Below are 26,793 nucleotides of genomic sequence, written 5' to 3' on the forward strand. Positions count from 1 at the left end.
ATTATTCACCCTCTAAAGCATTAGTAAAAAGTGAAATCAGCTCAATTGTATCATCCTTGGCTGAATTGCTGTAGGGATCTGTTCCAATGCAGGAGGGGCAGCCGTGAGGACACGGACAGCTTTCTATCATCTGTAAAACTTCCTTCATGATCGTTGCTCCGATCTGATACACTTTTTCACTCAGTCCAATTCCGCCTGGGTACCGGTCATAAACGAATAAAGTCGGCAGCTGGCTATGTGTCGACTTGACTTGAGGAACCAATTGAATATCCTTGGGATCACACATCACATGGAGCGGAATAATTGATTGCATCGCATGGGCGAAACCAATTAGCCCCTGTTCAATCCTGTCCTCTGTGAGATTTTTAAGCTCGTCTTTTAATGTGAACCACGCAGCACTCGTATGAAGCTCCTCTTCAGGAAGATGAATAGGCCCGGAGCCTATATTTTCATGTGTATCGAATTTAATTTTTTTAAATATTGTAGCCATCGCACGTACGGAAACATCACCATATGAAACAGCGGCCCTGTCATTTTGATTCGATAGATCCTCTTCTAGAACTGTCAGGGATACAGCTAAATTAGCGTCTGTAAAATAATCAATATCCACTTCCCTCACATAGGCTTTCTTTTCCTCCCAGTCCAGAAATTCAACCTGGAACTGGGTGCCCTGATGAAGATAAATTGCTTCATCATGCAGCAGCGTCATTGCGCTGAACCGGTCCATCTCTCCAATTACCTGATGATGTGCGCGTTCAGTCTGGTCAATAATGATCACATTTTCCTGAGAAGCTGAGCGAAGGCTGATATTATGAGCAGGAAATGCGTCATTCATCCAGTGCCACTTATCTGCGGTGCGATGCAAAACTCTTTCCTCTACTAAATAATCAAGCAGCTCTTCCAGCTCATATTCACCAAACTTCTCATCAATTGTAAAAGGAAGCTCAAACGCAGCACATTTCAAATGATCAAGAAGGATGACTAAATTGTCTGGGTTTATTCTAGCAGTTTCTGGTGAATTTTCAAGAAAATACTCCGGGTGCTTAATAATATACTGATCCAGCGGACTTGAGCTTGCGACCATGATGATCAGGGCTTCCCCCTGCCTTCTTCCCGCTCTTCCGGCCTGTTGCCAGGCACTTGCGATCGTACCGGGATAACCGGTCATAATACATGCCTGAAGCTGTCCGATATCCACCCCAAGCTCAAGGGCATTGGTGCTTACTACTCCATAGACATCTCCATTTCTAAGGCCTTTTTCAATCTCCCTTCTTTGAGTCGGCAAATAACCCCCGCGGTATCCGCGAATCGATTTTGAACCAAGTTCATTTTTAACGAGCTCCTGCAGATAAGAAAGGATAATTTCTACCCGCACGCGGCTTTTTGCAAATACGATTGTCTGAATTTTATGCTTTAACAAAGCACCCGCAAGCTTCCTGACTTCAAGAGTTGCACTTCTTCTTATATTCAACTGCTGGTTGACGATTGGGGGATTGTAAAAAACAAAATGTTTTTTAGCGGAAGGCGCACCATTTTGGTCAATCAGCTTCATTTCTTTTCCGGTAAGTTTTTCAGCAAGTTCCTTAGGGTTGGCAATAGTAGCAGAGGTGCATATAAACTGGGGAGAGCTGCCGTAAAATTCACAAATCCTCTTAAGTCTGCGAATAACATTTGCAACATGACTGCCAAAAACTCCTCTATAAATATGAAGCTCGTCGAGGACAATAAACTCAAGGTTTTCAAACAGCGAAACCCATTTCGTATGATGGGGCAAAATAGCTGAATGGAGCATATCAGGGTTTGTAATAACAATTTGCCCGGCTCTTCTCACCTTTTGCCTGATCGTTGCAGGAGTATCACCGTCATATGTATAGCAGGTTATGCTGGCGTCTGCGAGATCAAGCCATTCATTTAATTCTGTTTTTTGATCCTGCGCAAGCGCCTTAGTTGGAAATAAATAAAGCGCTCTTGCTGAAGGATTTTCGATGATTTTCTGAACTACAGGCAGGTTATAACAAAGTGTTTTTCCTGAGGCAGTAGGTGTTATGGCCGTAACGGACTTCCCCTGCATGACGCTGTTATAAGCTTCCTCCTGATGGGTGTACAGCCTGCCGATCCCTTTTTGATTAAGTGCTTCAACAAGTCCTGGATGGACAGAATCTGGAATAGGAGCGTACATTGCTTCCTTTGGTTCAATTGTATGCCATTTCATAATCTGCTTTTGAATGTCAGGATCATTTTGAAAATGTTCAATTATATCGATCAATGATTTTTTTCTCATTTAATCACCTCTCTTCTCATTATATCGAACATATATTCTTTATATCAATGAAAAAGAGGCTGGGACAAATGTGTCCCACCCTCTTAAACCCGGTTCACTCCGCTCCGTTCACCTCACGTTTCTAAAATTATTATCATGTCCGAGATCCGATTATACTTTAGGAAAGAGCGAACCGATCCCTTTTACCAGAGATCCAAACTGCTGAGCTGTACTCATCATCTGCCCTGCAGTTGACATAATTTTATTAACGTCAACATTCCCTTTTTCTGTTTTAAATATTTCCAGCCATGAAGATGAAGGCTTTTGTTGAAATGGCTGCTGAAAAGCAGGATATGCTTCAGGGTTATAGGGCTCTATTCCCTGACCCTGTGGAATATTCGTGACCACTGGCCCCTGCACAGGCGCAGGCGGATGATAAGGCATTCTTCCATACATCCATTCCGGAGGATATGCCTGCTGCATTGGATAAGGGATATATGGCCTATTATAAGGCAGCGGTGCAACAGGCGGTAAAGGATAACTCTGATAATAGCTTCTGTACATTCACAATCACCCTTTTCCACTAGTTTATTCAAACAGCGGATGCCTGTGCCAGATTTATTCTTGAAGCAGCTCCTTTACCTGTTCAACAACAAAATAACTGGACTGAATGTAGCTTTTAAATCGGTTATAGCTTGTTTCAGGAAAAAAACATTGAACTGCGATCAGCTCTATATTTTCAACGGTTGCTTTTATCTGGTTCGGATGCAGGTTTTTTTGCCGGTTTTGAGTCAGATAACTCCCTACCTCTACTCCCCATTCCTTTGAAAGGGCGTGGGCATGATCGGCAAAAGGTTTAACTTCAGAATAGAATTCTCCTTTAGCCTTAGATAAACGCCTTGCGTCATATTGTTGTTCTGCCTGCTCAATGATAGACAAAAGCTCAAGCGTCTTATCGAGCATATGTTTTTTTTCTGCCATACTCAGCCCTCCTTTATCTCTTAGAGTATTATTGTACCAGAGAGATTTTTATGGGAAAATGAAACCTTTTAAAATACTGTGCGTCTAATGGTAAGAGATTTAATCAGTTACCCCCTAAACCCTCCGATTTGAACGAAGATTATAGTGGATTCGTCAAAATATGCTCAAATTCAGCGTATCTGTTATTATTAATACGCGAGGTGTATACAATGGAATTTCATTATCCAAATGGTAAAAAGTTTGTTTCTACTGTGCAATCTCAACCAATTTCCAGCCACAAAGAAAAGGAACGATCAAGCTCTCACGGCAAGAGGGGCATGACGTTAGAGGAGGATTTAAACGAAACAAACCGGTTTTATCTCGAAAAAGGAAAAGCTGTTATTCATAAAAAGCCGACTCCTATCCAGATCGTCAATGTAGATTATCCAAAAAGAAGCGCTGCTGTTATCAAGGAAGCATACTTTAAACAAGCTTCCACGACTGATTATAATGGCGTTTACAATGGCTATTATATAGATTTTGAAGCAAAGGAAACGCGCAATAAAAATTCCTTCCCGCTGCAAAATTTTCACGAACACCAGCTTATTCATATGGAGCAGATTGAAAAGCATAAAGGAATTGGCTTTGTTATTATCCGTTTTTCATCAACAGAAGAAATATATTTACTGCCTTATAATGCTTTTAAGAAATATTGGGATAGAATGATAAATGGAGGGCGTAAGTCCATGACCAAGGATGAAATCATGCAGGATGGTTATCCGCTGACTCTTGGCTTGCAGCCCAGAATTGATTATCTTAAAATAGTTGATCATCTGTGCACTTTATCAGATGAAGGGACACGTTGAAAGAGAGGAACAGAAATATGGCTGATTATTCATCCAGAGAAGAAAAAAGAAAGGCACAAAAAGCCTCTTCTAAATCAAATAGAAGTAAAAGTAAAAGTAAAAAACCAAAAAAATCTTTATTTAAGAAAATTATTCTTACCGTTTTCCTTCTTGGCCTTGCAGGATTAATTGGAGGCGGTGCATTATTTGCCTACTATGCGATAAAGGCTCCAGAGTTAAACGAAGAGGATTTTCTCGATCCAATGTCCACTGAAGTCCTCGATATGGATAAAAACGTCATCGGGAGGATCGGAGCTGAAAACCGGGAAATGGTACGCTATGATGATATCCCTCCTATGGTTGAAAATGCAGTATTATCCATTGAGGACATTCGATTTTATGACCATATGGGTGTTGATGCTATCCGTCTTGGCGGTGCAGTGCTTGCTAATATTACCCAGGGCTTCGGCGCTGAGGGAGCCAGTACGCTGACTCAGCAGGTTATTAAGCAATCTGTGCTGACACCTGAAAAATCTCTTGAACGTAAAGCTCAGGAGGCTTGGCTTGCTTTTCAACTGGAACGCAAGTACAGCAAAGAAGAAATCTTTGAAATGTATGTAAATAAGATCTACTACTCCGATACCATTTATGGAATTAAAACAGCAGCAGAATATTATTATGATGCAGAATTAAACGAGTTAGAACTTCATCAGGCTGCATTTTTAGCCGGGATGCCGCAGCGTCCGAATGCTTATAACCCTTATGATAATCCTGATCTTGCAAAAGAACGCCGCGATATCGTTTTGCGCCAGATGCATAATCACGGAAAAATTTCAGAGGAAGAAATGAGACAGGCTGCTGAAAAAGATATTATGGACGGCATCGTCGACCGCAGTGAAGGGTCTGGCAATGAACGGAAACAGCTTGCAGGTACAGAGCAGCGTTTTGATGCATTTATTGACGCAGTGATCGATGAAGTGGAAGCAGAGGGTGACTTTAATCCGTTCGAAGATGGACTGAAGATCTATACGACGCTTGATCCGGAGGCGCAAACTCAAGTTGAAAGTGTGCTGAACAGTGATTCAATTCAATTCCCTGCTGACATGGATGACCAGCGTTCTCAGGCCGGCATTACACTTCTTGATACTAAAACCGGTGCTATCCGGGCTATTGGCGGAGGCAGAGGCTTCGGTGAAGAAGTGCAGCGCGGCATGAACTACGCAGTGGATGTGCGCCGTGATGTTGGTTCTACAATTAAGCCTTTATTAGATTATGCACCAGCTATTGAAGAGCTTGACTGGTCCACAGCTCAGATTATTGTAGATGAGCCTTACCAGTATACAAATTCAGACTTTAGCCCGGGGAACTATGACGGGCAATATAAAGGACCGATTTCGATGCGTGAAGCTCTTTATGATTCACGTAATATTACAGCAATTAAGGCCTTAAAAGAAGCAGGCCTTGATAACGGAAAAGATTTTATAAATGGCTTAGGATTTAACGTTGAAGAAGTTTATGAAAGCAGCGCTATCGGCTCAAGTACTCCTACAAATACTGTGGGACTTGCAGGAGCGTATGCTGCATTTGGAAATAATGGGGTTTACAATGAGCCTCACACCATAACGTCAATTGAATTTAGGGACGGCTCTTCCATTGATTTGGAGCCTGAGTCAAATGTTGCGATGAAGGATTCAACAGCCTACATGATTTCAGACATGCTAAAAGATGTTGTTGAGCCATACGGTACAGGTCCGCTCGCGAAGGTTCCAGGACTGCCTTTAGCAGCAAAATCAGGAACCACTAACTATACAGCTGATTACAGAGCTGAGCATAATATTCCTGATAATGGAGCACCTGATTCATGGTTTGCCGGTTATACAACTCAGTACACAGCTGCTGTTTGGCTGGGCTATCCAACCTACAGTAACTACTTGACGCCTAATGAAAGACAAATCTCACAAGTACTATTTAAGGAAGTAATGCAGGCAGTGCATTCGGGCGTGGATACACCTGATTTTGAAAAGCCGGATAATGTGGTGGAGATTGAAATTGAAAAAGGAACGAATCCTCCGCAGCTTGCGAGCTCCTATACACCAGGCGACAGAAAAACAACTGAGCTGTTTATCCGCGGCACAGAGCCTACTGCTGTTTCAGAGGAATTTGTTGTGCCAGACCTGGCAGCACCTTCTAATTTGAAGGCTGAATACAACGAAGACAGTGGAAATGTCCAGCTGACATGGAATCATAATCAGGACAGCAGTGACGACCGCTCTGTTGAGTTTGAAGTAAGCTATAGTGTAGATGGAGGAGCATCACAGCCCCTTTCCACTACTTCACAAACCGGATTAAATATCGAGCAGGTTGAGCTTGGCTCCAGCTATACCTTCAGTGTCGTTGCCAAGGCAGGCAGTGATACGAGTGATGCTGCAACTGTAAGCCTTGATCTTAGTCAGCGTGAAGAAGAACCTGAGGATGAGCCTGAAGAAGAAGAAACGCCTCCTGAAGAGGAAGAAGAGCCAGCAGACGAGGCTCCGGATAATCCTGAAGGTGACGGAGGACAGGATAACGGCGAAGGCTCAGATAATGGCAATAACGAAGATAACGGTAATAATGAAAATGGAAACGGAAATGGAAACGGAAATGGAAACGATGAAGGCGGTCAGGATAACGGAGGAGATGAAGAACAGCCTCCGGCAGATGAAACTGCTCCTGATGAGCCTGACGATTCAACAGGAGATGGAAATGGGGAAACTCCACCGGAGGATACCCCGTAAACTTCTCCTCCCGCTCCTAAAGAAAGCACCAGCCTGATGGGCTGGTGCTTTTTTATCTATTATCATACTTTCTTTTATTTAAGGCGATGTGCTTAGCGCTTGACTTATGAAGTTCGTCCATCATTTCGTGAAGCTGGAGAAACGAAAAATAAGCATTAGGCTGCTTTAAAATAAAGGCAATCCGTTCGATAGGATTTAAACAAACAACCTTAAAGCCTTTAATCGGCTTTTCCCACTCCAATAGTGTTACCGGCTGTTGATTGGACCAGAAAAGCATCATAAAAAAAACAGAAATTCCTCTTTTCATTAAAGGAAATGTCTCTTCTTTTGTTGAATTATAGCGTATTGAGAGCTCCTTATGAAGCTCACTCCATTCATTGGACAGCACCGGAAGCCATTCCTCTATATGCTCCCACGGAGGTTTAGCAGAATGGTAAACGGCCTGCAGTTCGGGATTAAAAAAAGGAGTAAACAAATCCTCATTGTTTTCATTCAACGAAAGCTCCAAATTCGGTGAAACAAAGAACAGCGAATACCGGTAGCGCTCGAGCAGTGTAATGGATGTGTTATGCATGCTGTTGTCCTTTCATCCGTTTTTTACCTTCTCTGCATAAAGACAGCAGCGGACAGATATCACATTTAGGAGACTGCGCTTTGCAGTGGTATCTGCCAAAAAAGATCAGCCTGTGGTGGGCTGGCGACCATTCTTCTTTAGGAATTTTTTTCATTAACGTCTGTTCAACTTCAAGCACTGAATCCTTCCATCTGCAAATACCGAGCCTTTTAGACACTCTCTCTACATGAGTATCGACGGCAAGTGCAGGAATGCCAAAAGCTACAGAAACAACTACATTTGCAGTTTTTCTGCCTACACCCGGAAGTGTGGTTAATTCAGCATGGTCAGCAGGGATTTCTCCGTTATAGTGTTCAATCAGTCTCTGACAGAGATTGCGGATATGCTTGGCTTTATTCCGAAAGAGACCAATCGATCTTATGTCATTTTGCAGTTCTTCTAAAGTGACTGCAAGATAGTCTTCAGGTTTTTTGTATTTCTGAAACAGATCCTTCGTTACTTTGTTTACCAGCGCATCTGTACATTGAGCAGAAAGAAGTACTGCGATTGTTAATTCAAATGCATTTTCATGGTTAAGCTCGCAATGAGCATCAGGAAACATTTTTTCTATTTCGTCTAAACAATAGCTGACATTTGCTTTTGAGAGCATTATTACCCTCCCCTGTTATTTTTCAAGCCAGTTATAAAACGGAACCTTTCTCGTTTCTTCTGTCTCTCTTGTGTACTCCTGCTTTTTAGGCTGTCTGAATTTCTCGCCCTGTCTCTTTGCCTGCTCAACCGTTTGGATCCCTTGTTTTTTCCATTCAAACAAAATACGGTCTATATACCGGAAGTTTAATTTATTTGAAATAACAGCTTCTCTCAGTGCTGCTTTTATCAGCTCTGTTGTTTGATGGTCCTGATCGATCCACATAGCTAAGGTTTCACATTCCAATGGTGACAAGGGCCTGCCAAATTCCTGTTCAAATAAGGTGTAAAGATCAGTTTGTAAATTCATGGCTGCCTCTATTTTTTCCTGGTGTTTTTCTTTGGATAATTTATCAATTAATGCATTCCAAAGAGGCATAAGTGAGTAGCTTTCCTCTCTTACATCTCCTGCTTGAGATTCACTGATGGAAAGCAGACCTTTTTTTATCATCCGCTGAATGGTAAAAAAACATTCAGGAGATGAAAGGGACATTCTTTCAGCTAACTCATCAGGAGTCGGAAAGGTTTTGCCTTTTTCGACAAATGCATGTATATGTATGAGCATCATACATTCTTCTTCATTAATTCCCAAGGAAGAATAGTTTTTCAATAACACAGCAGGAATAGAGACTGTTCCATCCTGGATCCACTGCTGAAAAGAAGTGAATTTTTCCATCTCTTTACCGCCTCCTTTCCTTTGGTAAAAATGACCGAACAGCTCATACAAGCTCGTTCGGTCATTTTCCTGATTTATGGATAAAGCCGGTTTAACAGTCTAGGGAATGGAATAGATTCTCTGACATGCTCCACGCCGCTGAGCCACGCAACCGTACGCTCAAGTCCAAGTCCAAAACCGGAATGCGGAACAGAGCCGTACTGTCTTAATTCGGTATACCACTTATAAGCCTCTGGATCAAGCTGATGCTGATCAAGTCTTTGCTTTAACAGATCAAGATCATGAATACGCTCAGAACCGCCAATGATTTCCCCGTACCCTTCTGGAGCGATTAAGTCTGCACAAAGCACCACATCTTCTCTTTCTGGGTCAGGCTGCATGTAAAACGGCTTAATTGCTGTAGGATAATGGGTAATAAACACAGGCTTATCATAGCTTTCTGCTATGGCCGTTTCATGAGGGGCGCCGAGATCATCCCCCCATTTGATATCTGTAAATCCTTTTTCATGAAGGAATTTAATTGCATCATCATAATGCACCCTTGGAAATGGTGCTTTTATCGTTTCAAGAACCGAGGTATCTCTTCCTAACCGAGTGAGCTCGAGTCTGCAGTTTTTTAACACGGACTGCACGATAAAGGATACATACTCTTCTTGAACGACAAGATTATCTTCAAATTCATAAAATGCCATTTCAGGCTCAATCATCCAAAATTCAATCAAATGCCGTCTTGTCTTGGATTTTTCCGCTCTAAAGGTCGGTCCGAATGAAAAAACTTTTCCAAGAGCCATTGCTGCTGCTTCCATATAGAGCTGACCGCTTTGAGAAAGATAAGCATCTTCATCAAAGTATTTGGTATGAAACAGCTCAGAAGTTCCCTCCGGCGCACTCCCGGTTAAAATAGGAGGATCTACTTTTACAAAACCATTGGTGTTGAAGAATTCGTAGGTGGCCCGGATAATTTCATTTCTGATTTTCATTACCGCATGCTGCCGGTTAGAACGCAGCCATAAATGACGGTGGTCCATCAAAAATTCTGTTCCATGCTCTTTAGGTGTGATGGGATAGTCTACCGACTCATGGATCACCTTTAAGTCCTTAACCTCTAATTCATAACCAAAAGGAGACCGTTCATCTTCCTTGACAATTCCTGTAACGAATACAGACGATTCCTGGGTCAGGGATTTAGCTTTTTGAAAAATATCTTCCCCTACATCGCTTTTTACGACAACTCCCTGGATAAAGCCTGATCCGTCACGCAGCTGCAAAAAAGCAATTTTTCCGCTTGATCTTTTATTGCCGAGCCATGCGCCAATCGTAACTTCCTGACCTACATGCCCGCTGACTTGATTAATTGTTGTTTTCACTTTATTCCCTCCAAAGAAACCGATCCCTTAGGGTACCGTTCACCATTCTATATGAGTTTCATTATATCGCTGTTTAGTTCTTCATTCAATCACTTGCAGAGGAATGCTCATTAACATAAGCAGCAATTCGCTTAATGGCTTCTTTAAATGATTTTAAATCTGTTGCATACGATAATCTGATATTGTCATCCGACCCAAAGCCCGAGCCTGGAATTACAGCTACATTTGCTTTTTCCAGTAAATCAGCCGCAAATTCATCGACAGTTGTAAAACCACAGGAAACTGCTGCTTCTTTAACATTCGGGAATAGATAAAAGGCTCCTTGAGGTTTCAGGCAGCGAAAGCCCTGTATAGCGTTCAATGAATCAAATACCTGGTTCAAACGCCCCTCAAAAGCTGCTCTCATTTCTTCAACCGGCTGCTGTGTTCCGGTGTAAGCGGCGAGTGCACCGAACTGAGCGGTTGTAGTCGGGTTGGATGTTGAATGGCTTGCCAGATTTGTCATTGCCTTAATTATAGCTTTCTCGCCTGCTGCATAGCCGATTCTCCAGCCCGTCATCGAATGGGATTTAGATACTCCATTTACGATGATGGTCTGTTTTTTAAACTCTTCTGATATCGATGCTATAGAGATATGTTTCTCTTCCCCATAGGTTAGTTTCTCATATATTTCATCGGATACCATTAAAATATTATTCTCAACACATACCTCAGCCAAACTGCTAAGCTCTTCTTTAGAGTAAATCATACCAGTCGGGTTGCTTGGTGAATTGATAATGATCGCTTTCGTCTTTTCAGTAGCAGCCGCCCGCAGCTGATCAGCAGTAATTTTATAGTGATTGCTTTCTTTACCCTCCACATAAACCGGCGTTCCACCGGCAAGCTTAACCTGTTCAGGATAGCTTACCCAGTATGGAGTAGGAATAATCACTTCATCGGCCTCATTTAAAATCGCCTGAAAAAGACAATATAAAACATGCTTAGCACCGCTTCCAACAAAAATTTCATCCGGACTGTAAGCGATGTGCTGATCCTTTTCAAATTTTTGACTAACGGCTTTTTTTAAATCAGCTGTTCCTGCTGCCGGAGTGTATTTTGTCTCACCGGCTTTCATGGACTCATAAGCGGCTTCAATGATATGGTCCGGCGTATTAAAATCCGGCTCTCCAGCTCCTAATCCAATTACGTCAACCCCCTGGGCTTTTAGTTCTTTCGCCTTGGCTGTAATCGCAAGGGTGGATGAAGGGGTCAGGGCTTTAACCCGGTCTGCTAGTAAATGTTTATTCATTGACGATTTCACTCCTTAAAGGTTTCGAATGGCTCTCCACCATTCACCCGTATCAAAAAGTACATAATAATAATTCAATGTAGATTCTTCATCGTAGTAAACGACTTCCCAAACCGGTCCAACCGATTCGTATCCTAATTTAAGAGACAGCACTTTTGACGGGTTATCTTCCTGATAAAGCATGGAAAGCACCTCATCTGATGATATTCCTTCACTTAGCGGTCTGGTAAGAATTTCTTCTTCAGGATTTACGGGAACAAATGCTGCAAGCGCGTCTTCTTCATCTGTTCTTCCAATTAAGATGGTATATGCCTCTGTACCATTATAGACATAGGCATCTTCTATTTCTTCAAATTGCACGGTTTCCTGAACCTGAGCCTCTGCTGCTTCAAGTGTAGATGTAAGCGGCTGTTTTGCAATATTATATACTGTAACACAAAAAATGAGGGCTAAGGCAAAAATAGATAGAACTACGATCATGATTCTTTTTTTCATACAATCCCTCTTTTTTATGTACGGTAAATTGTAAATACAGCTTTTTCCTGATCATTTTGATCAAGCGCAAGACCAAACATTAAATCCCTGTCTTTAAGCGTGCGGTTCAACGAATCCACAATCTTATAGAGATCCGGTGTTTTATTAATGGTCACTGTAGACAATACTTCAATTTTACTTTCCATTAGTTTCACTTCACTTTCTTAAAAGACTCGTATTTCACCCAATTAGTATACCATCTTTCGACAGGTTTTTAACCTGTTTACAGCCAGTGTTCAATTTCCTGTACGATTGATTCCAAATCGCGTTCTTCTACAGGAACAGACGGAATTGACGACAAAAAGTAACGCCCGTAAGAAGCTGTAATAAGTCTCCGGTCAAAAATTACAATCAGTCCCCGATCATTTTCATGTCTGATTAACCGGCCGAATCCCTGCCTGAAACGGAGGATGGCTTTAGGAAGAGATATTTCAGCAAACGGATTTTTCCCTTGTCTTTCAGCCTCGTTCCATAACGCCTTGGTAAGAGGTTCATCCGGCGGTGAAAAAGGCAGGCGGACCATGACAAGGCAGGATAAATCCTCGCCGGGAATATCAATCCCTTCCCAAAAGCTGCTTGTCCCAAAAAGAATCGCTTTGTCAAAGCGCTGAAAGTTTTTTGTTAATTTGGTTCTGCTGCCGCCTGTAATTCCCTGAGCCATTAAAACAAAATCCTCCATCAGTCCGCTGTCTTTCATAAGCTCATACGTTTGTCGGAGCATTTCGTGGGAAGTAAATAATACGAGCATCCTTCCTTTAGTAGCCTGGCCCATGGCAATTAAATGATCTGTCACCATTTCAACATACTCCTGCTGGCTTACCTTTTTTATTTCAGGAAGCTCCTTCGGCACCATTAAGCGTACAGAGCTTTTGTAGTCAAACGGCGAGGCATAAATTTTACAGGATGTTTGTTGCTCATTAATTCCAAGGCCTTTTAAAAAGTATTCAAATGAATGATCAATTGTTAGTGTGGCAGAAGTAAGAACAACTGCTTTTTCTTTAGTAAAAAAATGCTCCTTTATCTCTTCCTGAATGTGAATAGATCTCGAAGTCAGCGACAAGCTGCCCGGAAGCGAACGCAGATCTCCATCCAGCCACATGACTGCAGAGTTATCTTTTTTAAGGAAAAACACTCGGATCGCTTGAATCCATTCAGACCATTCAGTAAGAAAGGAGTACGTTTCCTCTGTGATCGCTTTTTTTGAATCCGTCAGCTTATCACTTTCTTTTTTTACCAGGTCTAAATTGTATTGAAGACGCTGGTTGATTTGTTTCATACAGGATAGCAGCCGTTCAAAAGCATACTGGATTTTTTTCCAATGAGATGATTCCTTCATTTCGGGTGTTAAAGAAAGGGAGTATTTTTGCTGTCCTTTCCGTAAGGCAACAGATGATTTAAGTAATGAGCCAAGCTGCCCAAATGAAAGGTCCGCCTCATGGCTTAGCTCCTGTATTAATTCATCTGACAGTTCCTGCGGCTGTTTTCCGCCCGGCTCTGAATGTATAATTTTATTGAGTCTTCCTGCCAGCAGGTCTTGAGAGTCATTGCCTATCTGACCAATCGTATATTTTAAGTTAATATAATCTAACTGTTTGCCCCATTGTCTTCTGCACGTATCCTCAAAGTGATGGGCTTCATCAATTACGAGGGATGAAAATGGCGGCATTAATGGAGTCTTACGCTGAATATCATTGACGAGCATGGAATGATTCGTTATGACAATCGGTGAACGTTTCGCTTTTTCCAGTGCACGCAAATAAAAATCCTTTTCTTTCCAAGGATCCTTCTCTTTACCTAAAAACCAGCCTGAATGCCGAATCCGATTCCAAAACAGTCTCCCTCCACTTGTCAGGTTTAATTCGTCAACATCTCCATTTTCTGTTTCTGTTAGCCACGTCAAAAGCTGCATTTTCGTTAATACAACATCATACTGCGGCTCTTCTTCAGCAAGAGCCTGTTCGAATTTTAAGAGATGAAGATAATGACTCCGTCCCTTTAAAAGTGCAAATTCTATTTTTTGATTTAGAGCTTTTTGTAAAAGCATGGCTTCGTTTCTTATAATTTGTTCCTGGAGCTGCACCGTCTGAGTGGTAATCACCACACGATTTCCTTGTGCTGCCTGTTTAACAGCAGGAAGGAGATAAGCCATCGTTTTGCCAACCCCGGTTCCTGCTTCAACAGCCAGATAGGTGTTATTGTCAAATGCCTTCTCTACTTCAGCAGTCATTAATAGCTGTGATTCACGCTTTTCATAATGCGGAACGGCCTGCTTTAAAATGACTTCAATCTTATCACTGTTAAAAGGAGATATTTCTTCTTCTGTTTGATCGGGGGCTTTTTTCAATGCAATGCCTCGGACGACCTCAATGTCTGCTGGCAGAGCTTTTATATCTTTACGTTTATCCGAAATAATGCTTTTACAAAGCTCTGCAATATTACTTTTCAAATGAAGACTGAGTTCTTCCATTTTCTCAAGCGTTACAAGCGGGAGCTGGTTAAGCTTTGAGAAAAATTTGAGTAAAAGAAAAGAAGTAGCCAACGCATCACTGTCCGCCTGATGCGGGCGGTCATGAGAGAGGTTAAATTGTGCAGTTAAATCAGAAAGCTTGAAGCTGTCTGTCGTTGGCAGAAGGAACCTTGCAAGCTCCACTGTATCGATGAGGCTGCCTTGCCACTTATCATAACCCGCCATTTCCATTTCAGCCTGCAGGAAAGGAAGATCAAACTGAACATTGTGCGCAACAAAAACTGCCCCCTCTAATCGTTTATAGATTTCCGGAGCAATTTCCCCAAATAAGGGAGCATTATTCACCTGATGAGGAGTAATACCGGTTAACTCAACGATAAACGGCGGAATCGGCTGCTCTGGATTTACGAAGGAAGAAAATTGATCAGTAATTTTATTTTCTTCAATGATAACAATAGCAATCTGCATAATCCTATCGCCTTTTTTTGGAGCATTTCCTGTCGTTTCGATGTCCACAACAGCCATTTTATTTTTCCACATTGCCGTCACAACCTTTGCATTTTTACCATTCATTCATTATGACATAATTGTTGCTTCCGGTTCATGAGCAATCATGTCTACGATTTCATTATGTTCATTCATAATGGCTACTTTAGGTTTGTGGGAAGCGGCTTGTTCATTTGGAATGAGCATATAGGAAATGACGATAATTACATCGCCTTCCTGAACCAGTCGTGCCGCAGCACCATTCACGCACATGACACCGCTCCCCCGTTTCCCTTTAATAATATACGTTTCAAAGCGTGCACCGTTGTTATTATTCACAATTTGCACCTTTTCATTTGCATACATGCCTACTGCATCAAGAATATCCTCATCGATTGTAATACTGCCAACATAATTTAAATTTGCTTCCGTCACGCGGGCACGATGAATTTTCCCGCTCATCATTGTACGATACATTATTTTTCCTCCTCAAGCATGAATATAAGATTGTCAATTAGTCTTGCGTGCTTAAATTGAACTGCTAACGCAATCATTATAGTGCCCTTTTTTTCCGCAAGCTTTGTCAGCTCCGGATAAGAAAGAATTTCTATATAATCTATCTCCGCTGACGTTGACTTACCGATCGTTGCTTTCATTTGCTCTATTGTTTGGCTGACAGACTGATGGGCTAAAGCCTCCTTACCAGCTTTTAAAGCCTGATAAAGCAGGGGTGCCTGATTACGCTCGTTCTCACTAAGATAGACATTTCTTGAGCTTTTTGCTAAGCCGTCCACTTCACGTACCGTATCCACTGTGACGATTTCCAATGGAAAGAAAAAAGAATCAACAAGCCCCTTTACGACGGCAACCTGCTGGGCATCCTTTTGTCCGAAATAAGCTTTGTTTGGCTGGACTAAATGAAACAAAATCGTAAGAACGGACACCACACCATCAAAATGCCCGGGTCTTTTTGCCCCGCAGAGAACATTAGTCCTGCTCGTTGCCGTCATTTTTACCGGCAAGTCATCCGGATAAATTTCATCTGCAGACGGGTAAAATAGCACATCTACTCCCGCCTCTTTTGCAAGTAGTGTGTCCCGTTTAATGTCACGGGGATACTTATCAAAATCCTCATTTGGTCCAAACTGAAGAGGATTAACAAATATACTCATTACTGATTTATTACATTCGCTTACTGATTTTTTTACAAGAGCTAAATGGCCTTCGTGTAAATACCCCATTGTTGGAATAAAACCGATTGTATTTCCATTACGTATTTCTTCTGCAGAGTAAGCCTGCATTTCCTTGCTTGATGAAATTATTCTCACTGCTCTCTTCCTCCATAAAGGGCAATCCGCTCTTCTTCCTTCATGTTAAAGGAGTGCTCTTCAGCAGGAAAAGTGCCGCTTTTTACTTCTCTGATATATTGATCCAATGCATCTCCAATAGCTGGATAAACATTTGTATACTGTTTAACAAATTTCGCAAGACGATGGTCTCCGTAGCCGACCGCATCATGATAAACAAGCACCTGGCCATCTGCCTGCTTTCCTGCACCTATCCCAATAGTCGGAATGAAAAGTTTATCTGAGACCTGTTCTGTGAGCTGCTGAGGGATACATTCAAGAACCAATGCGAATGCCCCTGCATTCTGGCACTCTTGTGCATCACTTAACAGCTGGATTCCTTTTTGAGCCGTTCTTGCCTGAACCCGGTAGCCTCCAAGAACACCTGCACTTTGCGGGGTTAAACCAAGATGGGCCATTACAGGAACGCCTGCATCTGTTAAGGATTGTATCATAGGAATTACTTCTTTAGCCCCCTCCACCTTCACAGCATGTGCGCCGGTTTCCTGAAGCAGTCTGGCAGCAGCCTTAAGTGTCTCCGCTTTGGAAAGGTGATACGTCATAAAAGGCATATCAACGACGATAAAAGTGTCTGCCGCTCCTCTTTTCACCGCTTTTGTATGGTGGATCATATCCTCAAGCGTAACAGGCACTGTAGAGTCATACCCTAAAACGACCATTCCCAATGAATCACCAACTAGAATCATGTCGATCCCAGATTGTTCTGCTATTTTCGCTGCAGGATAATCATACGCTGTAATCATGGTAATCTTATCCCCGGTCTGTTTCATTTTTAGAAAATCCGATGTGGTCTTCATTATACATCCTCCTTATGATCAGAGGGTTCAAAAACACATGAAAAGCTACATTAAAAAATCCTTCATTTGACAGAAGGATTGCGTAACATTCGATGTTTCGATCCTCTGTCCCTGTCACGTAATGGATCAAGGCAGAAATAATAGAAAAGCTGTTTTTATAAAGGGTGCAGTTCTGTCGATACTGCCCAAGGTTAGTATAGCAGATTTTTAAGGTTTTCCGCGATTTTTTGCACTTATTTCGATATCTGCAGAATAGATGCTATGAACGGTTCCTTTTTCATCCTCCAAAAGTAAAACACCGTCATCTGTTATGCCTAGAGCGACTCCTGTCAGCTCTCCATTAAGAGTTCTTGCTGTAATGTATTTGCCAATGGAGACGGCGTAGCTTTCCCATAAAAGCTTAATTGGAGTAAAACCTTTTTCCAGGTAAATCTGATAATACCTTTCCAAATGGTACATCACCCGCTGTACTAATTCGGATCTTGATATTTTTTCCCCTTTCTCAATCGAGAGAGAGGTTGCAATTGATAGCAGCTCTTCAGGAAAATCCTTCTTCTCCTGGTTGACATTCATTCCGATGCCGATTATAAGCGAATGAATTTGCTCGCTGTCAGCCTGCAATTCCGTTAAAATTCCTGTTATTTTTTTATTGTTAAGCAAAAGGTCATTCGGCCATTTTATTTCCACATCGAGCTGACATACATCCCAAATAGCCTGCACTACTGCAACTGCAGTAATCAAGGTGAATTGAGGAGCTTTTTGGGGAGGGAGGCTTGGTCTTAAAAGGAGGCTCATCCATATCCCGGTTCCTTTTGGCGAATGCCACACTCTGGCCATTCGGCCTCTTCCTGCCCGCTGCTCCTCTGCAATCACAAGCGTTCCCTCAGGAGCCTTATCCTGCGCAAGGGTATGAGCGATTTTTTGAGTTGAGTCGACAGAGTCCATAACGACAATCGTTCTTCCAAGTGCTTTGGTTTCCATACCTAATAGGAGATTGTTTTCTGTCAGCTGATCATTCGTTTTTAGAAGTCTGTAGCCCCTTTTTTTCTTCGACTCTATGGTAAACCCTTCGTTTCTCAGCTCTTCAATATGCTTCCATATTGCAGTCCTTGAGCATCCGGTTTCTTCTGCAAGCTGCTGGCCTGAAACGTAGGTTTCCTGATGAGCGGATAAAGAAGATAGGAGGGACTCTCTTATTTTTGAAGCCATTGCTTCACCCACTTTTTAATTTCAATTTTATCATTTAAAAGTTCTTTCTCAATGACAGCACGCTCTATTTTCTGCAGCGCATCTCCTACCCATCTTCCGCTTTTCCTGCCGCTCCAGCTGACAAGATCTCGGCCATTGACGTCAAGCTCGCTTTTATCTTTAATTGGCAGTGCTTCCCATATTTCCTGGATCTTACTTTTGTCAGCCGGCTGGTGGTGTATGACGGAATAAAGCATTTCTGTTTCCAAAGAAATGCTTTCCCCTGCATGGTACACTCTGTATGGCTCCCAGTCTTCCAAAGCCCTTAGATGATAGAGCTCTGTCAGCTTTTTAATATAGGCAATGCGCTTATTTGAAAGCCGCCACTCCTTTAAGAATGCTTCAGTATCCTCGACGATAAACAGAATACTAAGCAGTGACCATCGCTGATCAATTGACAATGCTTCAAGATCCATATCACTAATCTCTTTAATGATGTGTGCTGAAAGCGGGAAAAAAGGCAAATGCCGGACTAACCCTGTTTCAAGCAGATAAGATAATCCCTTTTCACTGGCAGATCCGGCGAGGAGTTTGTCCATTTCCATTCTCTTCCGCTCCACCGCTACATGCTTAAGCAAAGGTGCATGCTGCTTCATTGCTTCCTTTGTTTTGTCGTCAATTGAAAAATGTAATTGTGCAGAAAAGCGTGCCCCACGGAGCATTCGAAGTGCATCTTCTCCAAACCGCTCTGCCGCTTCGCCAACTGTGGCAATCTGTTTTCTTTTAAGATCTGCTCTGCCTTCAAAAAGATCGATCAGGCTTAAGTCCACTGTCATAGCCATCGCATTAATTGTAAAGTCTCTTCTTTTTAAATCCTCCTCAAGGGACAGGACAAAGCTGACTTCATCCGGTCTACGGAAATCCGAATAGGTTCCCTCGGACCTGAAGGTAGTTACTTCAAATCCTTTTCCCTTATAGATAACCATTACTGTTCCATGATCAATTCCGACTTCCACTGTATTCTCAAACAGTGAAGTTACTTCCGCGGGGGTTGCTGAGGTGGCAATATCCACATCATTAATTGTACGTTTAAGTAGAAAATCTCTAACACAGCCTCCAACGAAATACGCTTCAAACCCGGCATCTATAAGCTTAATCAAAATAGGCAGGGCTTCAGTAAATGGGGATGGAAGCTTCATGTCGTCACCTTGTGTTCAATCACTTCTTTGTAAAGGTCTTCATATTGCTTTACGATTTTTTGAGAATGAAAATTTTCACTTACCGTTTCCAGACAAGCAGCAGCAAACCGGCTGTACAGACCCGAGTCTGTCAGGAGTGTAAGTGCTTTTGATACCATGGAAGAAATATCTCCAACCTCACAAATATACCCATTGACGTGATCCTTGATCACTTCAGGGATTCCTCCTATATTCGTACCAATACATGGAACACCACTGGCCATTGCCTCAAGAGCGACAAGACCGAAGCTTTCCTTCTCTGAAAGGAGCAGCATCAGATCACTTATGACATATAATTCCTCCACTTTATCCTTTTTACCAAGAAAAAGCACTCGACTTTCAATCCCAAGTTTCTGTACTTTTTTACAGATGCCAGACATCTCAGGTCCATCTCCCACCAGCAGGAGCTTTGAATCTATCTGCTGATTGAGATGATAGAACACATCTATCACATCCTGTACTCTTTTTACTGCTCTGAAATTTGATACATGAATGATCACCTTTTCATTTTCTTTAATGCCGTATTCTTCTCTTAAAGAGCTTGAAGGGATCTTCTTATACACCCGTTCATCTATAAAATTATGAATAACATCAAGCTTTTTCTCCGGAGCAATCAGGTCGTGAGTCTGCTCAGCCAATGCATGAGAGACAGCTGTAACACGATCTGACTGTTCAATTCCAAATCGGATGGAATCTGTTAAGGATGGATCAAAGCCCAGGACAGTAATGTCTGTGCCGTGCAGTGTAGTAACAATGCCAACAGAGGATTTAGCCATCTGTTTTCCCAGTATGGCACAGATCGCGTGCGGAATTGCATAATGCACATGTAAAATATCCAACTTTTCTCTTTTAATTACTTCCGCCATTTTATTCGCAAGTGCTATATCGTAAGGAGGATACTGAAAAACTGAATAATGATTAACTTCCACCTGGTGAAAGTAGATATTTGAATACATATTATTTAATCGAAACGGCATGCTTGATGTAATAAAGTGAATTTCATGCCCCTTTTCAGCCAGCAGCTTTCCAAGTTCAGTGGCGACAATACCTGATCCACCAACGGTAGGGTAGCATGTGATACCAATTTTTAGTTTCATTTCCTATTCTCCTAACAGATCATTATCGATCTTAAAAGGCTTGTCCGACATGAAGCCTTCTGCATATAGACAGCCTGCTTCCTTTCCAATCACCCGGTCCCTTGCTAAAACAGATTCGAGATAACCGCTTGTCAGTGGGGTTTCTACTCCACTATCCGGCTCAAATTGACTTTTATACGCTTTAAGACCTTCCATTTTCGCAGCAATATTATTGGAAATATCTATTACGAAATGTGGTTTATGTATACCATTTATAACATAATAATAGACAGGAGCCTTCCAGGCTGGTAAATCCTCATCCGTTTGAAACCTGCCAATCCCGGCAGAAAAAGCTGCTTCCCTCACCAGTTGTGAGGCGTGGCCGTGGTCGGGATGCCTATCAATCGAATAAGGGGCAAAAATGACCTTTGGCTGATAGTGCCGGATAACCTCTGCCGCTCTTTTCACATAATCCGGCGACAGAGATATGCCTCTATCGGGAAGTCCAAGATTAATTCTTTCCTTCACCCCTAAACAGTCAGCAGCTCTCTGTGCTTCTTCTTTTCTTAAGGCTACAGAGCCATTAGAAGAGAGCTCTGCTTCGGTTAAATCGCAAATGACGATCTTTTTATTTCTGCTTGCCCATTTATGAATCGTTCCACCCATACCGATTTCCGCATCGTCAGCGTGAGCGCCAAAGGCCAGAATATGTGTCGTTTCTTTCATGGTAAGCCTACTTTCTATAATTCATTTCTTGTTATCGCATTTATAAGAATCTTTGCCATGCCTATATTAGTTGCCATCGGAATATGGTAGACATCGCCCAAACGGATCAGCGCTGATACATCCGGTTCGTGAGGCTGCGCTGTCAACGGATCGCGAAAGAAAAACACGGCATCTAGCTGCTGATTCGCAATTCGCGCACCAATTTCCTGGTCTCCTCCAAGAGGTCCAGAACGAAAACGGTGAATTGGAAGATTGGTTCTTTCTGTAATCCTTAGACCTGTTGTACCTGTGGCAAACAGCTCATGACGGCCAAAAACCTCCCGATGCTGGTCAACGAATGCTAAAAGTTCTTCTTTTTTCTTATCGTGAGCGATCAATGCGATTTTCATCTTAGCCCTCCTGCTTCTAATCCAGAATATTTTCCAAGCCGTAAACAAGTGTATCAAGCTTCATAATGGTATCCACACAAACACGGACCCCTGACATAAAAGAAGCACGGTCGTGGGAATCATGACGAACCGTCAAAAGCTGGCCTTCCCCTCCAAACATCACCTGCTGATGGGCGATTAAACCGGGAAGACGTACACTGTGCACTCTCATTCCATCAATATCTGATCCTCTTGCACCGTCTATGGTTTCTTTTTCATTTGGATGCCCCTGTTTTTTTGAAGTTCTAACTTCCTGAATCATTTGAGCAGTTTTTATACCGGTGCCTGATGGAGCATCCAGCTTTTGATCATGATGCATTTCGATAATTTCTACATCCTCAAAATATTTTGCAGCCATTTGTGAGAACTTCATCATCAGAACTGCTCCGATGGCGAAATTAGGCGCAATAATGACACCGAGTCCCCGTGATTCGGCTATTTCTTTTAATTCATCCAGCTGGCCGTCTGTAAAGCCTGTCGTGCCGACTACCGGCCGAACATTATGAAGGAGTGCGGCTTTTGTATGCTCATACCCTGTCTCCGGTGTTGTAAGGTCTATCAGCACATCCGGCAGAAGCTCTTGAAAACAGTCATCCGGATTGCTGAAAACCTTAACGCTGTCGTGTGTATCGGTAAATCCATCAACCTCATTGAGTGTTGTGTCGTCATATTTATAATCAATCGCTCCAACCAATTTAAAATGGGATGTGTTCATGACCAGCTTTACAGCTTCCCTGCCCATTCTTCCCCTTGGACCTGCAATGACAACTTTTATTGGTTCATTCATGATAAATCCTCCCCATCCAAACGTGTCCACCTGTTTTTATCACGCGTAGAAAATTTATGCATTACTTGGTTATGCGCATTCTCTAAGCTTATATTCTGTTGATTGGCAAAACAAGTAATTACGAAAAGTAAATCACCAAGCTCCTCTTCAATCGTGCTTTCATCTTCAGAAGACTTTTTAGGTTTTTCACCGTAATGATGGTTCACTTCCCTTGCCAATTCACCAAGCTCTTCTGTCAGTCTGGCCATCATAGCCAGCGGACTGAAATAGCCTTCTTTAAATTGTCCGATATAGTCATCTACTTCCTGCTGGATTTCCTGCAGTGATTTTTGATTATGCACCTTTCTTCACTCCCGATTCAGATTGCTTTCCTTTACTTTTTTAACTATAATTGCTTGGGTATGTACCAATTTCGAGGAGGTGTCGCAATGCCTTTTGGGTTAAGAATTAAAAATTGTTTATTTATCCTCTTAGGTTCAGCAATTTTCAGCTTTGGTATCGTCCATTTTAACATTCAAAACAACCTGGCTGAAGGGGGATTTACCGGAATCACGCTTTTATTATACTTTATTTTTGATTTAAAGCCTTCCATTACGAACTTAATACTTAATATTCCAATTTTTATTATTGGGTGGAGGCTGCTTGGAAAAAAGGCCTTTCTCTATACTATACTTGGGACCATCAGTGTGTCAGTGTTTCTGGAAGTGTTTTATCGCTACCAGATTTCCATTCCCTTATCAAATGATTTATTTTTGGCTGCTTTATTTGCCGGCGCTTTTATCGGGGCAGGGCTTGGCATCATTTTCCGCTATGGCGGAACAACCGGCGGAGTCGATATTATCGCGAGACTGACCAATAAATACATTGGCTGGAGCATGGGCAGAACGATGTTTTTATTTGATGCAGGGGTCATCATCCTGTCGCTTGTCACCTATTTAAACTACCGGGAAGGAATGTACACACTGGTTGCTGTTTTTGTAGGAGCAAGAGTGATCGACTTTATGCAGGAAGGCGCATATGCCGCTAAAGGAGCAATGATTATTTCCCCTTTCCAAAATGAAATCGCTGACAAAATTACAACTGAGATGGACCGGGGAGTTACAGTCTTAACCGGAGTGGGTCATTATTCAAAAGAATCAAGATCCGTTTTGTATTGCGTGGTCGGCCGTAACGAAATTGTCCGGCTGAAAAATATTATTAATTCAGTTGACCCTCATTCATTTGTTTCGGTTACAGATGTACATGATGTGATGGGTGAAGGGTTTACGCTTGATGAGCACAAGCGGCCAATTGAATAATTTTTCGAAAATAAAAGGACTGCCGCATTTTGGCAGTCCTTTTATTTTTAATCGTCTCCGTTCATTCCTGCAAACATCAGGATAAAGCGCAGAAGCTCTAAGAGAGCGATTAATGCAGCTGCTACATAGGTTAATGCTGCAGCATTCAGTACTTTTTTCGCATGCGGCTCTTCTTCATTGCGGATCAGCCCGATACTTACCATTTGATCCATCGCTCTTGAAGAAGCATTGAATTCAACCGGCAGTGTAACAAACTGAAATAAAACAGCAACTGCAAAGAAGATGATCCCTGCAAGATAAAGTCCGGAAGCACCTAGAATTGCTCCTCCAATAATTAAAAATATCGAGAGGTTTGAGCCCAGGTTTGCCATCGGCGCCAATGAGGATCGAAAGCGCAAAAATGCATATCCTTCCGCATCCTGAATAGCGTGTCCCACTTCATGGGCGGCAACAGCTGCTCCTGCAACTGACATGCCATGAAAGTTATCAGGCGACAACACTATTTCTTTTTTCGCCGGGTTATAATGATCACTTAAAAATCCTTTCCCTGGTCTTACCGTTACATCATAGATGCCGTTTTCGTGCAGTATTTGTCTCGCTACCTCAGCTCCGGTCATATTTGCGGTTGTTGCCACTTTCGAGTACTTTTTATAAGTATTTTTCACCCGCATATTAGCCCATAAAGGGACGATCAGAATTACAGCAAAGTAAATCAATATTTCCATTTTGACCCTCCATTAGATGTGTTTGATTAAATTTTACCTTTAAAAATGAAAGGGTGTCAATCGTTATGATTCCGTATTCTTTTTCTTCTTTTTTCCCCGACATATTTTCGCCATGAGGCATATGTGAGAGAAATAATTACGACAGAGCCAGTCACTATTGATACCGTTACAACGTCCGCTCCCACAGACTGTTTTTGAATCCATTGCTCAAAAACCGGAATTTTATCTGTTCCTATAAACAGCTGGCTGCTTACAGGTTCAGCCAAAGCCCGCATCGTTTTAAGGTCATTTTCAGCAAGTACGAGCTGCAAAGCTGGAGTCATTGCTTCGTATATTTGTTTCATTTCAGTAAGCTTGCTGCCGGTGCCTTTATCAAGCAGCCAGAGCCGGTCAAGCTGGGCTGTCATGAATCGTAAATAGTCTGTGCTATTTGACGTTTCGTATTCAGCTGCAGCTATAAACGACCATACATTTACGAGCTTATCCTCTGAAGAAAGCTCTTCAGAAGAAAGGTCGGCAATTACGTTTTCAAACGACATGAGAAGAGCTTCCTGGTCGGCTGCTTCTATATGTGTAAACCAGCCATGAAGATGCTTAACGCTCTCTTCATAATTACCGGCTGAAACGAGTTGAAGAATGGTATCGAACTCTGAAGATGCTTTTACATTTTGAAAGGGAAACACGGCAAAGAAAACAATTATTACGCCTATCACAAGCTGATTTTTCATCCCAATCCCTCCCTGCCTTACTCTATGCAGAGAAAGAAGTGTTAAGAAGAAAAATTACTGAGCTTTAACTTATTGCTCTGCTTTCTAACAACAAGCCAATAGGCAAGACCGATAGAGGCAATACTCAGCCAGAACGTAAAATAACCGATTTCCGCAATAAAATATTCAAGACTCCGATAAATCGGATACTGCATGAAAACATAATCAATAATATCATTATGTAAGGTCCATATAGCAGCGAGTATCAGGTGAACCCATGTAAATCTGTAAAACGGCGCGTAAAGAATCCCCTGTAAAGCCATGGCACCATGTGACAAAATCAGCATCCACGCCTGCCACGAAATGTCACCTGTAACCTGCCACGTCAGCAGGTTCATGACCACAGCCCAAATACCATACTTCACTAATGTTACAAGCGCTAAAGCCTCCATTATCTTCCATCTTTTCCCGATAATATAAAGAAAGATCACGATTGTAAAGAACAGGCTTGCTGTTGGACTGTCCGGAACAAAAAGTAAAAAGATCGGTTCAGTCCGCACGAGCTGGTATTCATACCAGTAGTAGCCATAAAGAGTACCAAGCAGATTTACACTAAACAATAACCATAAAAATGCTCTGCTGCTAAGAATACTATAGAGAAATTCCCTCATATTTGCTCACTTCCTTCCAAAAAAAAGAGCCAGTGAAAACTGGCTCTTTTTACTGAATTACTTATTGATTGGAAACCTCTGAAACAAATTCAGCAAGCTCCTGAAGTTCTTCCTCTGATCCCTGGAATAAATCAGCAGGCATGTTGCCAATTCCATTAACAGCAATATCAGCAATTTCTTCCGGAGTATGCTCTGTTCCTATAATACCAGGTGCAGCACCGCCGCCTTCAAGACTGTCACCGTGACAGCCGATACAGCCTTGCTCCTGGTAAACTAAGTATCCCGGAGCTTCCGTGTCTACTTCCACATCTGCTACAATTTCACCTTGTGAGCGTTGAGTATCCCAATCATGATAAGCTACAGATTCCCACGTTAGGAAAATTGTCGCTGCAACACCTAGCAGCATGAAGCCTGTTGCAAGCGGACGTTTACCCGGACGTCTCTCCGGCCCTCTATCGATAAATGGAGCAAGAAGAAGCGCTCCAAATGCAATACCTGGGATAACAAATGCGCCCACTACATTGTATGGACCCGATGCAAAATCATACTTAAGTAATTGATATAAAAATAAGAAGTACCAGTCAGGCAAAGGAATATAACCGGCATCTGTTGGATCTGCGATTTTTTCCAATGGAGGCTCATGCGCCACTGTTAATGAAAGGTATCCAATCAAAAATACTGCTCCTACCAGCCACTCTTTTAATAAAAAGTTTGGCCAGAATGCTTCCGTCTTGCCGGGGAACTCCGAATAATCCTTCGGGATATTCGGTTTACGATTTGCAGGAACACGTGAGTCGCCTACAAATTTCATCCCTTTTCCGCGATGCATAGCTTTTCCCTCCTTTAATTCTCTTAATGGTCCAGCAA

At 42.2% G+C, this 26,793-nt stretch carries 28 protein-coding genes; 3 read left to right on the plus strand and 25 right to left on the minus strand.

The genetic code is table 11. From position 1 onward, the window contains the following. Position 1: 1 nt before the first annotated feature. From C4B60_RS03955 to C4B60_RS03965, 3 genes are all read right to left on the minus strand, one after another. Positions 2–2,281 (minus strand): DEAD/DEAH box helicase, encoded by a 2,280-nt coding sequence (locus C4B60_RS03955; protein ID WP_104056717.1) that lies wholly within the window; start codon positions 2,279–2,281, stop codon positions 2–4. 150 nt (positions 2,282–2,431) lie between these two features. Next, entirely contained in the window at positions 2,432–2,824 is a 393-nt protein-coding gene (locus tag C4B60_RS03960) for a YppG family protein (protein ID WP_104056718.1), read from the minus strand. A gap of 54 nt (positions 2,825–2,878) precedes the next feature. Further along, the gene (locus C4B60_RS03965; RefSeq protein WP_104056719.1) at positions 2,879–3,241 is read right to left on the minus strand and encodes a DUF1798 family protein; all 363 of its coding nucleotides are present in this window, start codon (positions 3,239–3,241) and stop codon (positions 2,879–2,881) included. A gap of 209 nt (positions 3,242–3,450) precedes the next feature. Between C4B60_RS03965 and recU the strand changes: the two genes are divergently transcribed. Continuing rightward, on the plus strand, positions 3,451–4,086 hold the full coding sequence (gene recU / locus C4B60_RS03970) for a Holliday junction resolvase RecU (protein WP_104056720.1): 636 nt from the start codon (positions 3,451–3,453) through the stop codon (positions 4,084–4,086). 17 nt (positions 4,087–4,103) lie between these two features. Continuing rightward, positions 4,104–6,839 (plus strand): PBP1A family penicillin-binding protein, encoded by a 2,736-nt coding sequence (locus tag C4B60_RS03975; RefSeq protein ID WP_104056721.1) that lies wholly within the window; start codon positions 4,104–4,106, stop codon positions 6,837–6,839. A gap of 52 nt (positions 6,840–6,891) precedes the next feature. Here C4B60_RS03975 and C4B60_RS03980 read toward each other — a convergent pair whose 3' ends face one another. The 18 genes from C4B60_RS03980 to C4B60_RS04065 all read right to left on the minus strand — a co-directional run bounded on the left by C4B60_RS03980 (position 6,892) and on the right by C4B60_RS04065 (position 22,866). Further along, positions 6,892–7,413 (minus strand): YpoC family protein, encoded by a 522-nt coding sequence (locus tag C4B60_RS03980; RefSeq protein ID WP_104056722.1) that lies wholly within the window; start codon positions 7,411–7,413, stop codon positions 6,892–6,894. After that, the gene (gene nth / locus C4B60_RS03985) at positions 7,406–8,062 is read right to left on the minus strand and encodes an endonuclease III (protein ID WP_104056723.1); all 657 of its coding nucleotides are present in this window, start codon (positions 8,060–8,062) and stop codon (positions 7,406–7,408) included. Before nth ends, C4B60_RS03980 begins: the two co-directional genes overlap by 8 nt. A gap of 15 nt (positions 8,063–8,077) precedes the next feature. Beyond that, entirely contained in the window at positions 8,078–8,776 is a 699-nt protein-coding gene (locus tag C4B60_RS03990; RefSeq protein WP_104056724.1) for a DnaD domain-containing protein, read from the minus strand. 74 nt (positions 8,777–8,850) lie between these two features. Further along, the gene (gene asnS, locus C4B60_RS03995) at positions 8,851–10,143 is read right to left on the minus strand and encodes an asparagine--tRNA ligase (RefSeq protein WP_104056725.1); all 1,293 of its coding nucleotides are present in this window, start codon (positions 10,141–10,143) and stop codon (positions 8,851–8,853) included. Between the two features lie 85 nt (positions 10,144–10,228). Continuing rightward, positions 10,229–11,431, minus strand: coding sequence for a pyridoxal phosphate-dependent aminotransferase (locus C4B60_RS04000; protein WP_104056726.1), 1,203 nt, complete (start codon positions 11,429–11,431; stop codon positions 10,229–10,231). Positions 11,432–11,446: 15 nt separating this feature from the next. After that, positions 11,447–11,926: a cell wall elongation regulator TseB-like domain-containing protein gene (locus tag C4B60_RS04005; protein ID WP_104056727.1), complete on the minus strand. Its 480-nt coding sequence runs from the start codon at positions 11,924–11,926 to the stop codon at positions 11,447–11,449. A 14-nt stretch (positions 11,927–11,940) separates the two neighbouring features. After that, complete coding sequence (locus C4B60_RS04010) at positions 11,941–12,111, minus strand: YpmA family protein (RefSeq protein WP_104056728.1); 171 nt, start codon at positions 12,109–12,111, stop codon at positions 11,941–11,943. Between the two features lie 77 nt (positions 12,112–12,188). Then, a complete protein-coding gene (gene dinG, locus C4B60_RS04015; protein WP_245153868.1) occupies positions 12,189–15,005 on the minus strand; it encodes an ATP-dependent DNA helicase DinG in 2,817 nt (938 codons plus the stop codon). Positions 15,006–15,008: 3 nt separating this feature from the next. Beyond that, complete coding sequence (panD, locus tag C4B60_RS04020) at positions 15,009–15,395, minus strand: aspartate 1-decarboxylase (RefSeq protein ID WP_104056730.1); 387 nt, start codon at positions 15,393–15,395, stop codon at positions 15,009–15,011. Then, positions 15,395–16,246, minus strand: a complete 852-nt coding sequence (panC, locus tag C4B60_RS04025; RefSeq protein WP_104056731.1) for a pantoate--beta-alanine ligase — start codon at positions 16,244–16,246, stop codon at positions 15,395–15,397. Before panC ends, panD begins: the two co-directional genes overlap by 1 nt. Next, the gene (gene panB, locus C4B60_RS04030; RefSeq protein ID WP_104056732.1) at positions 16,243–17,082 is read right to left on the minus strand and encodes a 3-methyl-2-oxobutanoate hydroxymethyltransferase; all 840 of its coding nucleotides are present in this window, start codon (positions 17,080–17,082) and stop codon (positions 16,243–16,245) included. Before panB ends, panC begins: the two co-directional genes overlap by 4 nt. A 207-nt stretch (positions 17,083–17,289) precedes the next feature. Beyond that, entirely contained in the window at positions 17,290–18,291 is a 1,002-nt protein-coding gene (locus tag C4B60_RS04035) for a biotin--[acetyl-CoA-carboxylase] ligase (RefSeq protein WP_104056733.1), read from the minus strand. Further along, a complete protein-coding gene (locus C4B60_RS04040; RefSeq protein WP_104056734.1) occupies positions 18,276–19,469 on the minus strand; it encodes a CCA tRNA nucleotidyltransferase in 1,194 nt (397 codons plus the stop codon). The genes C4B60_RS04035 and C4B60_RS04040 overlap by 16 nt, the downstream gene beginning before the upstream one ends. Next, the gene (gene bshA / locus C4B60_RS04045; protein WP_104056735.1) at positions 19,466–20,605 is read right to left on the minus strand and encodes an N-acetyl-alpha-D-glucosaminyl L-malate synthase BshA; all 1,140 of its coding nucleotides are present in this window, start codon (positions 20,603–20,605) and stop codon (positions 19,466–19,468) included. The genes C4B60_RS04040 and bshA overlap by 4 nt, the downstream gene beginning before the upstream one ends. 3 nt (positions 20,606–20,608) lie before the next feature. Next, positions 20,609–21,310, minus strand: a complete 702-nt coding sequence (gene bshB1, locus C4B60_RS04050; RefSeq protein ID WP_104056736.1) for a bacillithiol biosynthesis deacetylase BshB1 — start codon at positions 21,308–21,310, stop codon at positions 20,609–20,611. A 14-nt stretch (positions 21,311–21,324) separates the two neighbouring features. Continuing rightward, entirely contained in the window at positions 21,325–21,699 is a 375-nt protein-coding gene (gene mgsA, locus C4B60_RS04055) for a methylglyoxal synthase (protein WP_104056737.1), read from the minus strand. 16 nt (positions 21,700–21,715) lie between these two features. Beyond that, complete coding sequence (gene dapB / locus C4B60_RS04060; protein WP_104056738.1) at positions 21,716–22,525, minus strand: 4-hydroxy-tetrahydrodipicolinate reductase; 810 nt, start codon at positions 22,523–22,525, stop codon at positions 21,716–21,718. Next, positions 22,522–22,866: a nucleotide pyrophosphohydrolase gene (locus C4B60_RS04065; protein ID WP_104056739.1), complete on the minus strand. Its 345-nt coding sequence runs from the start codon at positions 22,864–22,866 to the stop codon at positions 22,522–22,524. The genes dapB and C4B60_RS04065 overlap by 4 nt, the downstream gene beginning before the upstream one ends. Before the next feature lie 87 nt (positions 22,867–22,953). Between C4B60_RS04065 and C4B60_RS04070 the strand changes: the two genes are divergently transcribed. Beyond that, a complete protein-coding gene (locus C4B60_RS04070) occupies positions 22,954–23,823 on the plus strand; it encodes a YitT family protein (RefSeq protein ID WP_104056740.1) in 870 nt (289 codons plus the stop codon). 47 nt (positions 23,824–23,870) lie between these two features. Here C4B60_RS04070 and C4B60_RS04075 read toward each other — a convergent pair whose 3' ends face one another. From C4B60_RS04075 to C4B60_RS04090, 4 genes are all read right to left on the minus strand, one after another. Then, complete coding sequence (locus C4B60_RS04075) at positions 23,871–24,548, minus strand: zinc metallopeptidase (protein ID WP_104056741.1); 678 nt, start codon at positions 24,546–24,548, stop codon at positions 23,871–23,873. A 56-nt stretch (positions 24,549–24,604) separates the two neighbouring features. Beyond that, complete coding sequence (locus C4B60_RS04080) at positions 24,605–25,276, minus strand: sporulation protein YpjB (RefSeq protein ID WP_104056742.1); 672 nt, start codon at positions 25,274–25,276, stop codon at positions 24,605–24,607. A 41-nt stretch (positions 25,277–25,317) separates the two neighbouring features. Then, positions 25,318–25,926, minus strand: a complete 609-nt coding sequence (gene lhaT, locus C4B60_RS04085; RefSeq protein ID WP_104056743.1) for a lipoprotein heptaprenylglyceryl N-acetyltransferase LhaT — start codon at positions 25,924–25,926, stop codon at positions 25,318–25,320. 61 nt (positions 25,927–25,987) lie between these two features. Next, positions 25,988–26,755, minus strand: coding sequence for a menaquinol-cytochrome c reductase cytochrome b/c subunit (locus C4B60_RS04090; protein ID WP_104056744.1), 768 nt, complete (start codon positions 26,753–26,755; stop codon positions 25,988–25,990). Positions 26,756–26,793 lie beyond the last annotated feature (38 nt).

Source organism: Jeotgalibacillus proteolyticus, from assembly GCF_002926065.1.
Classification (GTDB): Bacteria; Bacillota; Bacilli; order Bacillales; family Jeotgalibacillaceae; genus Jeotgalibacillus; species Jeotgalibacillus proteolyticus.

Coding starts and splice junctions, on each gene's coding strand:
- C4B60_RS03955 (WP_104056717.1), bottom strand. CDS start 2,281: ATGAGAAAAAAATCATTGATCGATATAATTGAACATTTTCAAAATGAT.
- C4B60_RS03960 (WP_104056718.1), bottom strand. CDS start 2,824: ATGTACAGAAGCTATTATCAGAGTTATCCTTTACCGCCTGTTGCACCG.
- C4B60_RS03965 (WP_104056719.1), bottom strand. CDS start 3,241: ATGGCAGAAAAAAAACATATGCTCGATAAGACGCTTGAGCTTTTGTCT.
- recU (WP_104056720.1), top strand. CDS start 3,451: ATGGAATTTCATTATCCAAATGGTAAAAAGTTTGTTTCTACTGTGCAA.
- C4B60_RS03975 (WP_104056721.1), top strand. CDS start 4,104: ATGGCTGATTATTCATCCAGAGAAGAAAAAAGAAAGGCACAAAAAGCC.
- C4B60_RS03980 (WP_104056722.1), bottom strand. CDS start 7,413: ATGCATAACACATCCATTACACTGCTCGAGCGCTACCGGTATTCGCTG.
- nth (WP_104056723.1), bottom strand. CDS start 8,062: ATGCTCTCAAAAGCAAATGTCAGCTATTGTTTAGACGAAATAGAAAAA.
- C4B60_RS03990 (WP_104056724.1), bottom strand. CDS start 8,776: ATGGAAAAATTCACTTCTTTTCAGCAGTGGATCCAGGATGGAACAGTC.
- C4B60_RS04000 (WP_104056726.1), bottom strand. CDS start 11,431: ATGAATAAACATTTACTAGCAGACCGGGTTAAAGCCCTGACCCCTTCA.
- C4B60_RS04005 (WP_104056727.1), bottom strand. CDS start 11,926: ATGAAAAAAAGAATCATGATCGTAGTTCTATCTATTTTTGCCTTAGCC.
- C4B60_RS04010 (WP_104056728.1), bottom strand. CDS start 12,111: ATGGAAAGTAAAATTGAAGTATTGTCTACAGTGACCATTAATAAAACA.
- dinG (WP_245153868.1), bottom strand. CDS start 15,005: ATGAATGGTAAAAATGCAAAGGTTGTGACGGCAATGTGGAAAAATAAA.
- panD (WP_104056730.1), bottom strand. CDS start 15,395: ATGTATCGTACAATGATGAGCGGGAAAATTCATCGTGCCCGCGTGACG.
- panB (WP_104056732.1), bottom strand. CDS start 17,082: ATGAAGACCACATCGGATTTTCTAAAAATGAAACAGACCGGGGATAAG.
- C4B60_RS04035 (WP_104056733.1), bottom strand. CDS start 18,291: ATGGCTTCAAAAATAAGAGAGTCCCTCCTATCTTCTTTATCCGCTCAT.
- C4B60_RS04040 (WP_104056734.1), bottom strand. CDS start 19,469: ATGAAGCTTCCATCCCCATTTACTGAAGCCCTGCCTATTTTGATTAAG.
- bshA (WP_104056735.1), bottom strand. CDS start 20,605: ATGAAACTAAAAATTGGTATCACATGCTACCCTACCGTTGGTGGATCA.
- bshB1 (WP_104056736.1), bottom strand. CDS start 21,310: ATGAAAGAAACGACACATATTCTGGCCTTTGGCGCTCACGCTGACGAT.
- mgsA (WP_104056737.1), bottom strand. CDS start 21,699: ATGAAAATCGCATTGATCGCTCACGATAAGAAAAAAGAAGAACTTTTA.
- dapB (WP_104056738.1), bottom strand. CDS start 22,525: ATGAATGAACCAATAAAAGTTGTCATTGCAGGTCCAAGGGGAAGAATG.
- C4B60_RS04070 (WP_104056740.1), top strand. CDS start 22,954: ATGCCTTTTGGGTTAAGAATTAAAAATTGTTTATTTATCCTCTTAGGT.
- C4B60_RS04075 (WP_104056741.1), bottom strand. CDS start 24,548: ATGGAAATATTGATTTACTTTGCTGTAATTCTGATCGTCCCTTTATGG.
- C4B60_RS04080 (WP_104056742.1), bottom strand. CDS start 25,276: ATGAAAAATCAGCTTGTGATAGGCGTAATAATTGTTTTCTTTGCCGTG.
- lhaT (WP_104056743.1), bottom strand. CDS start 25,926: ATGAGGGAATTTCTCTATAGTATTCTTAGCAGCAGAGCATTTTTATGG.
- C4B60_RS04090 (WP_104056744.1), bottom strand. CDS start 26,755: ATGCATCGCGGAAAAGGGATGAAATTTGTAGGCGACTCACGTGTTCCT.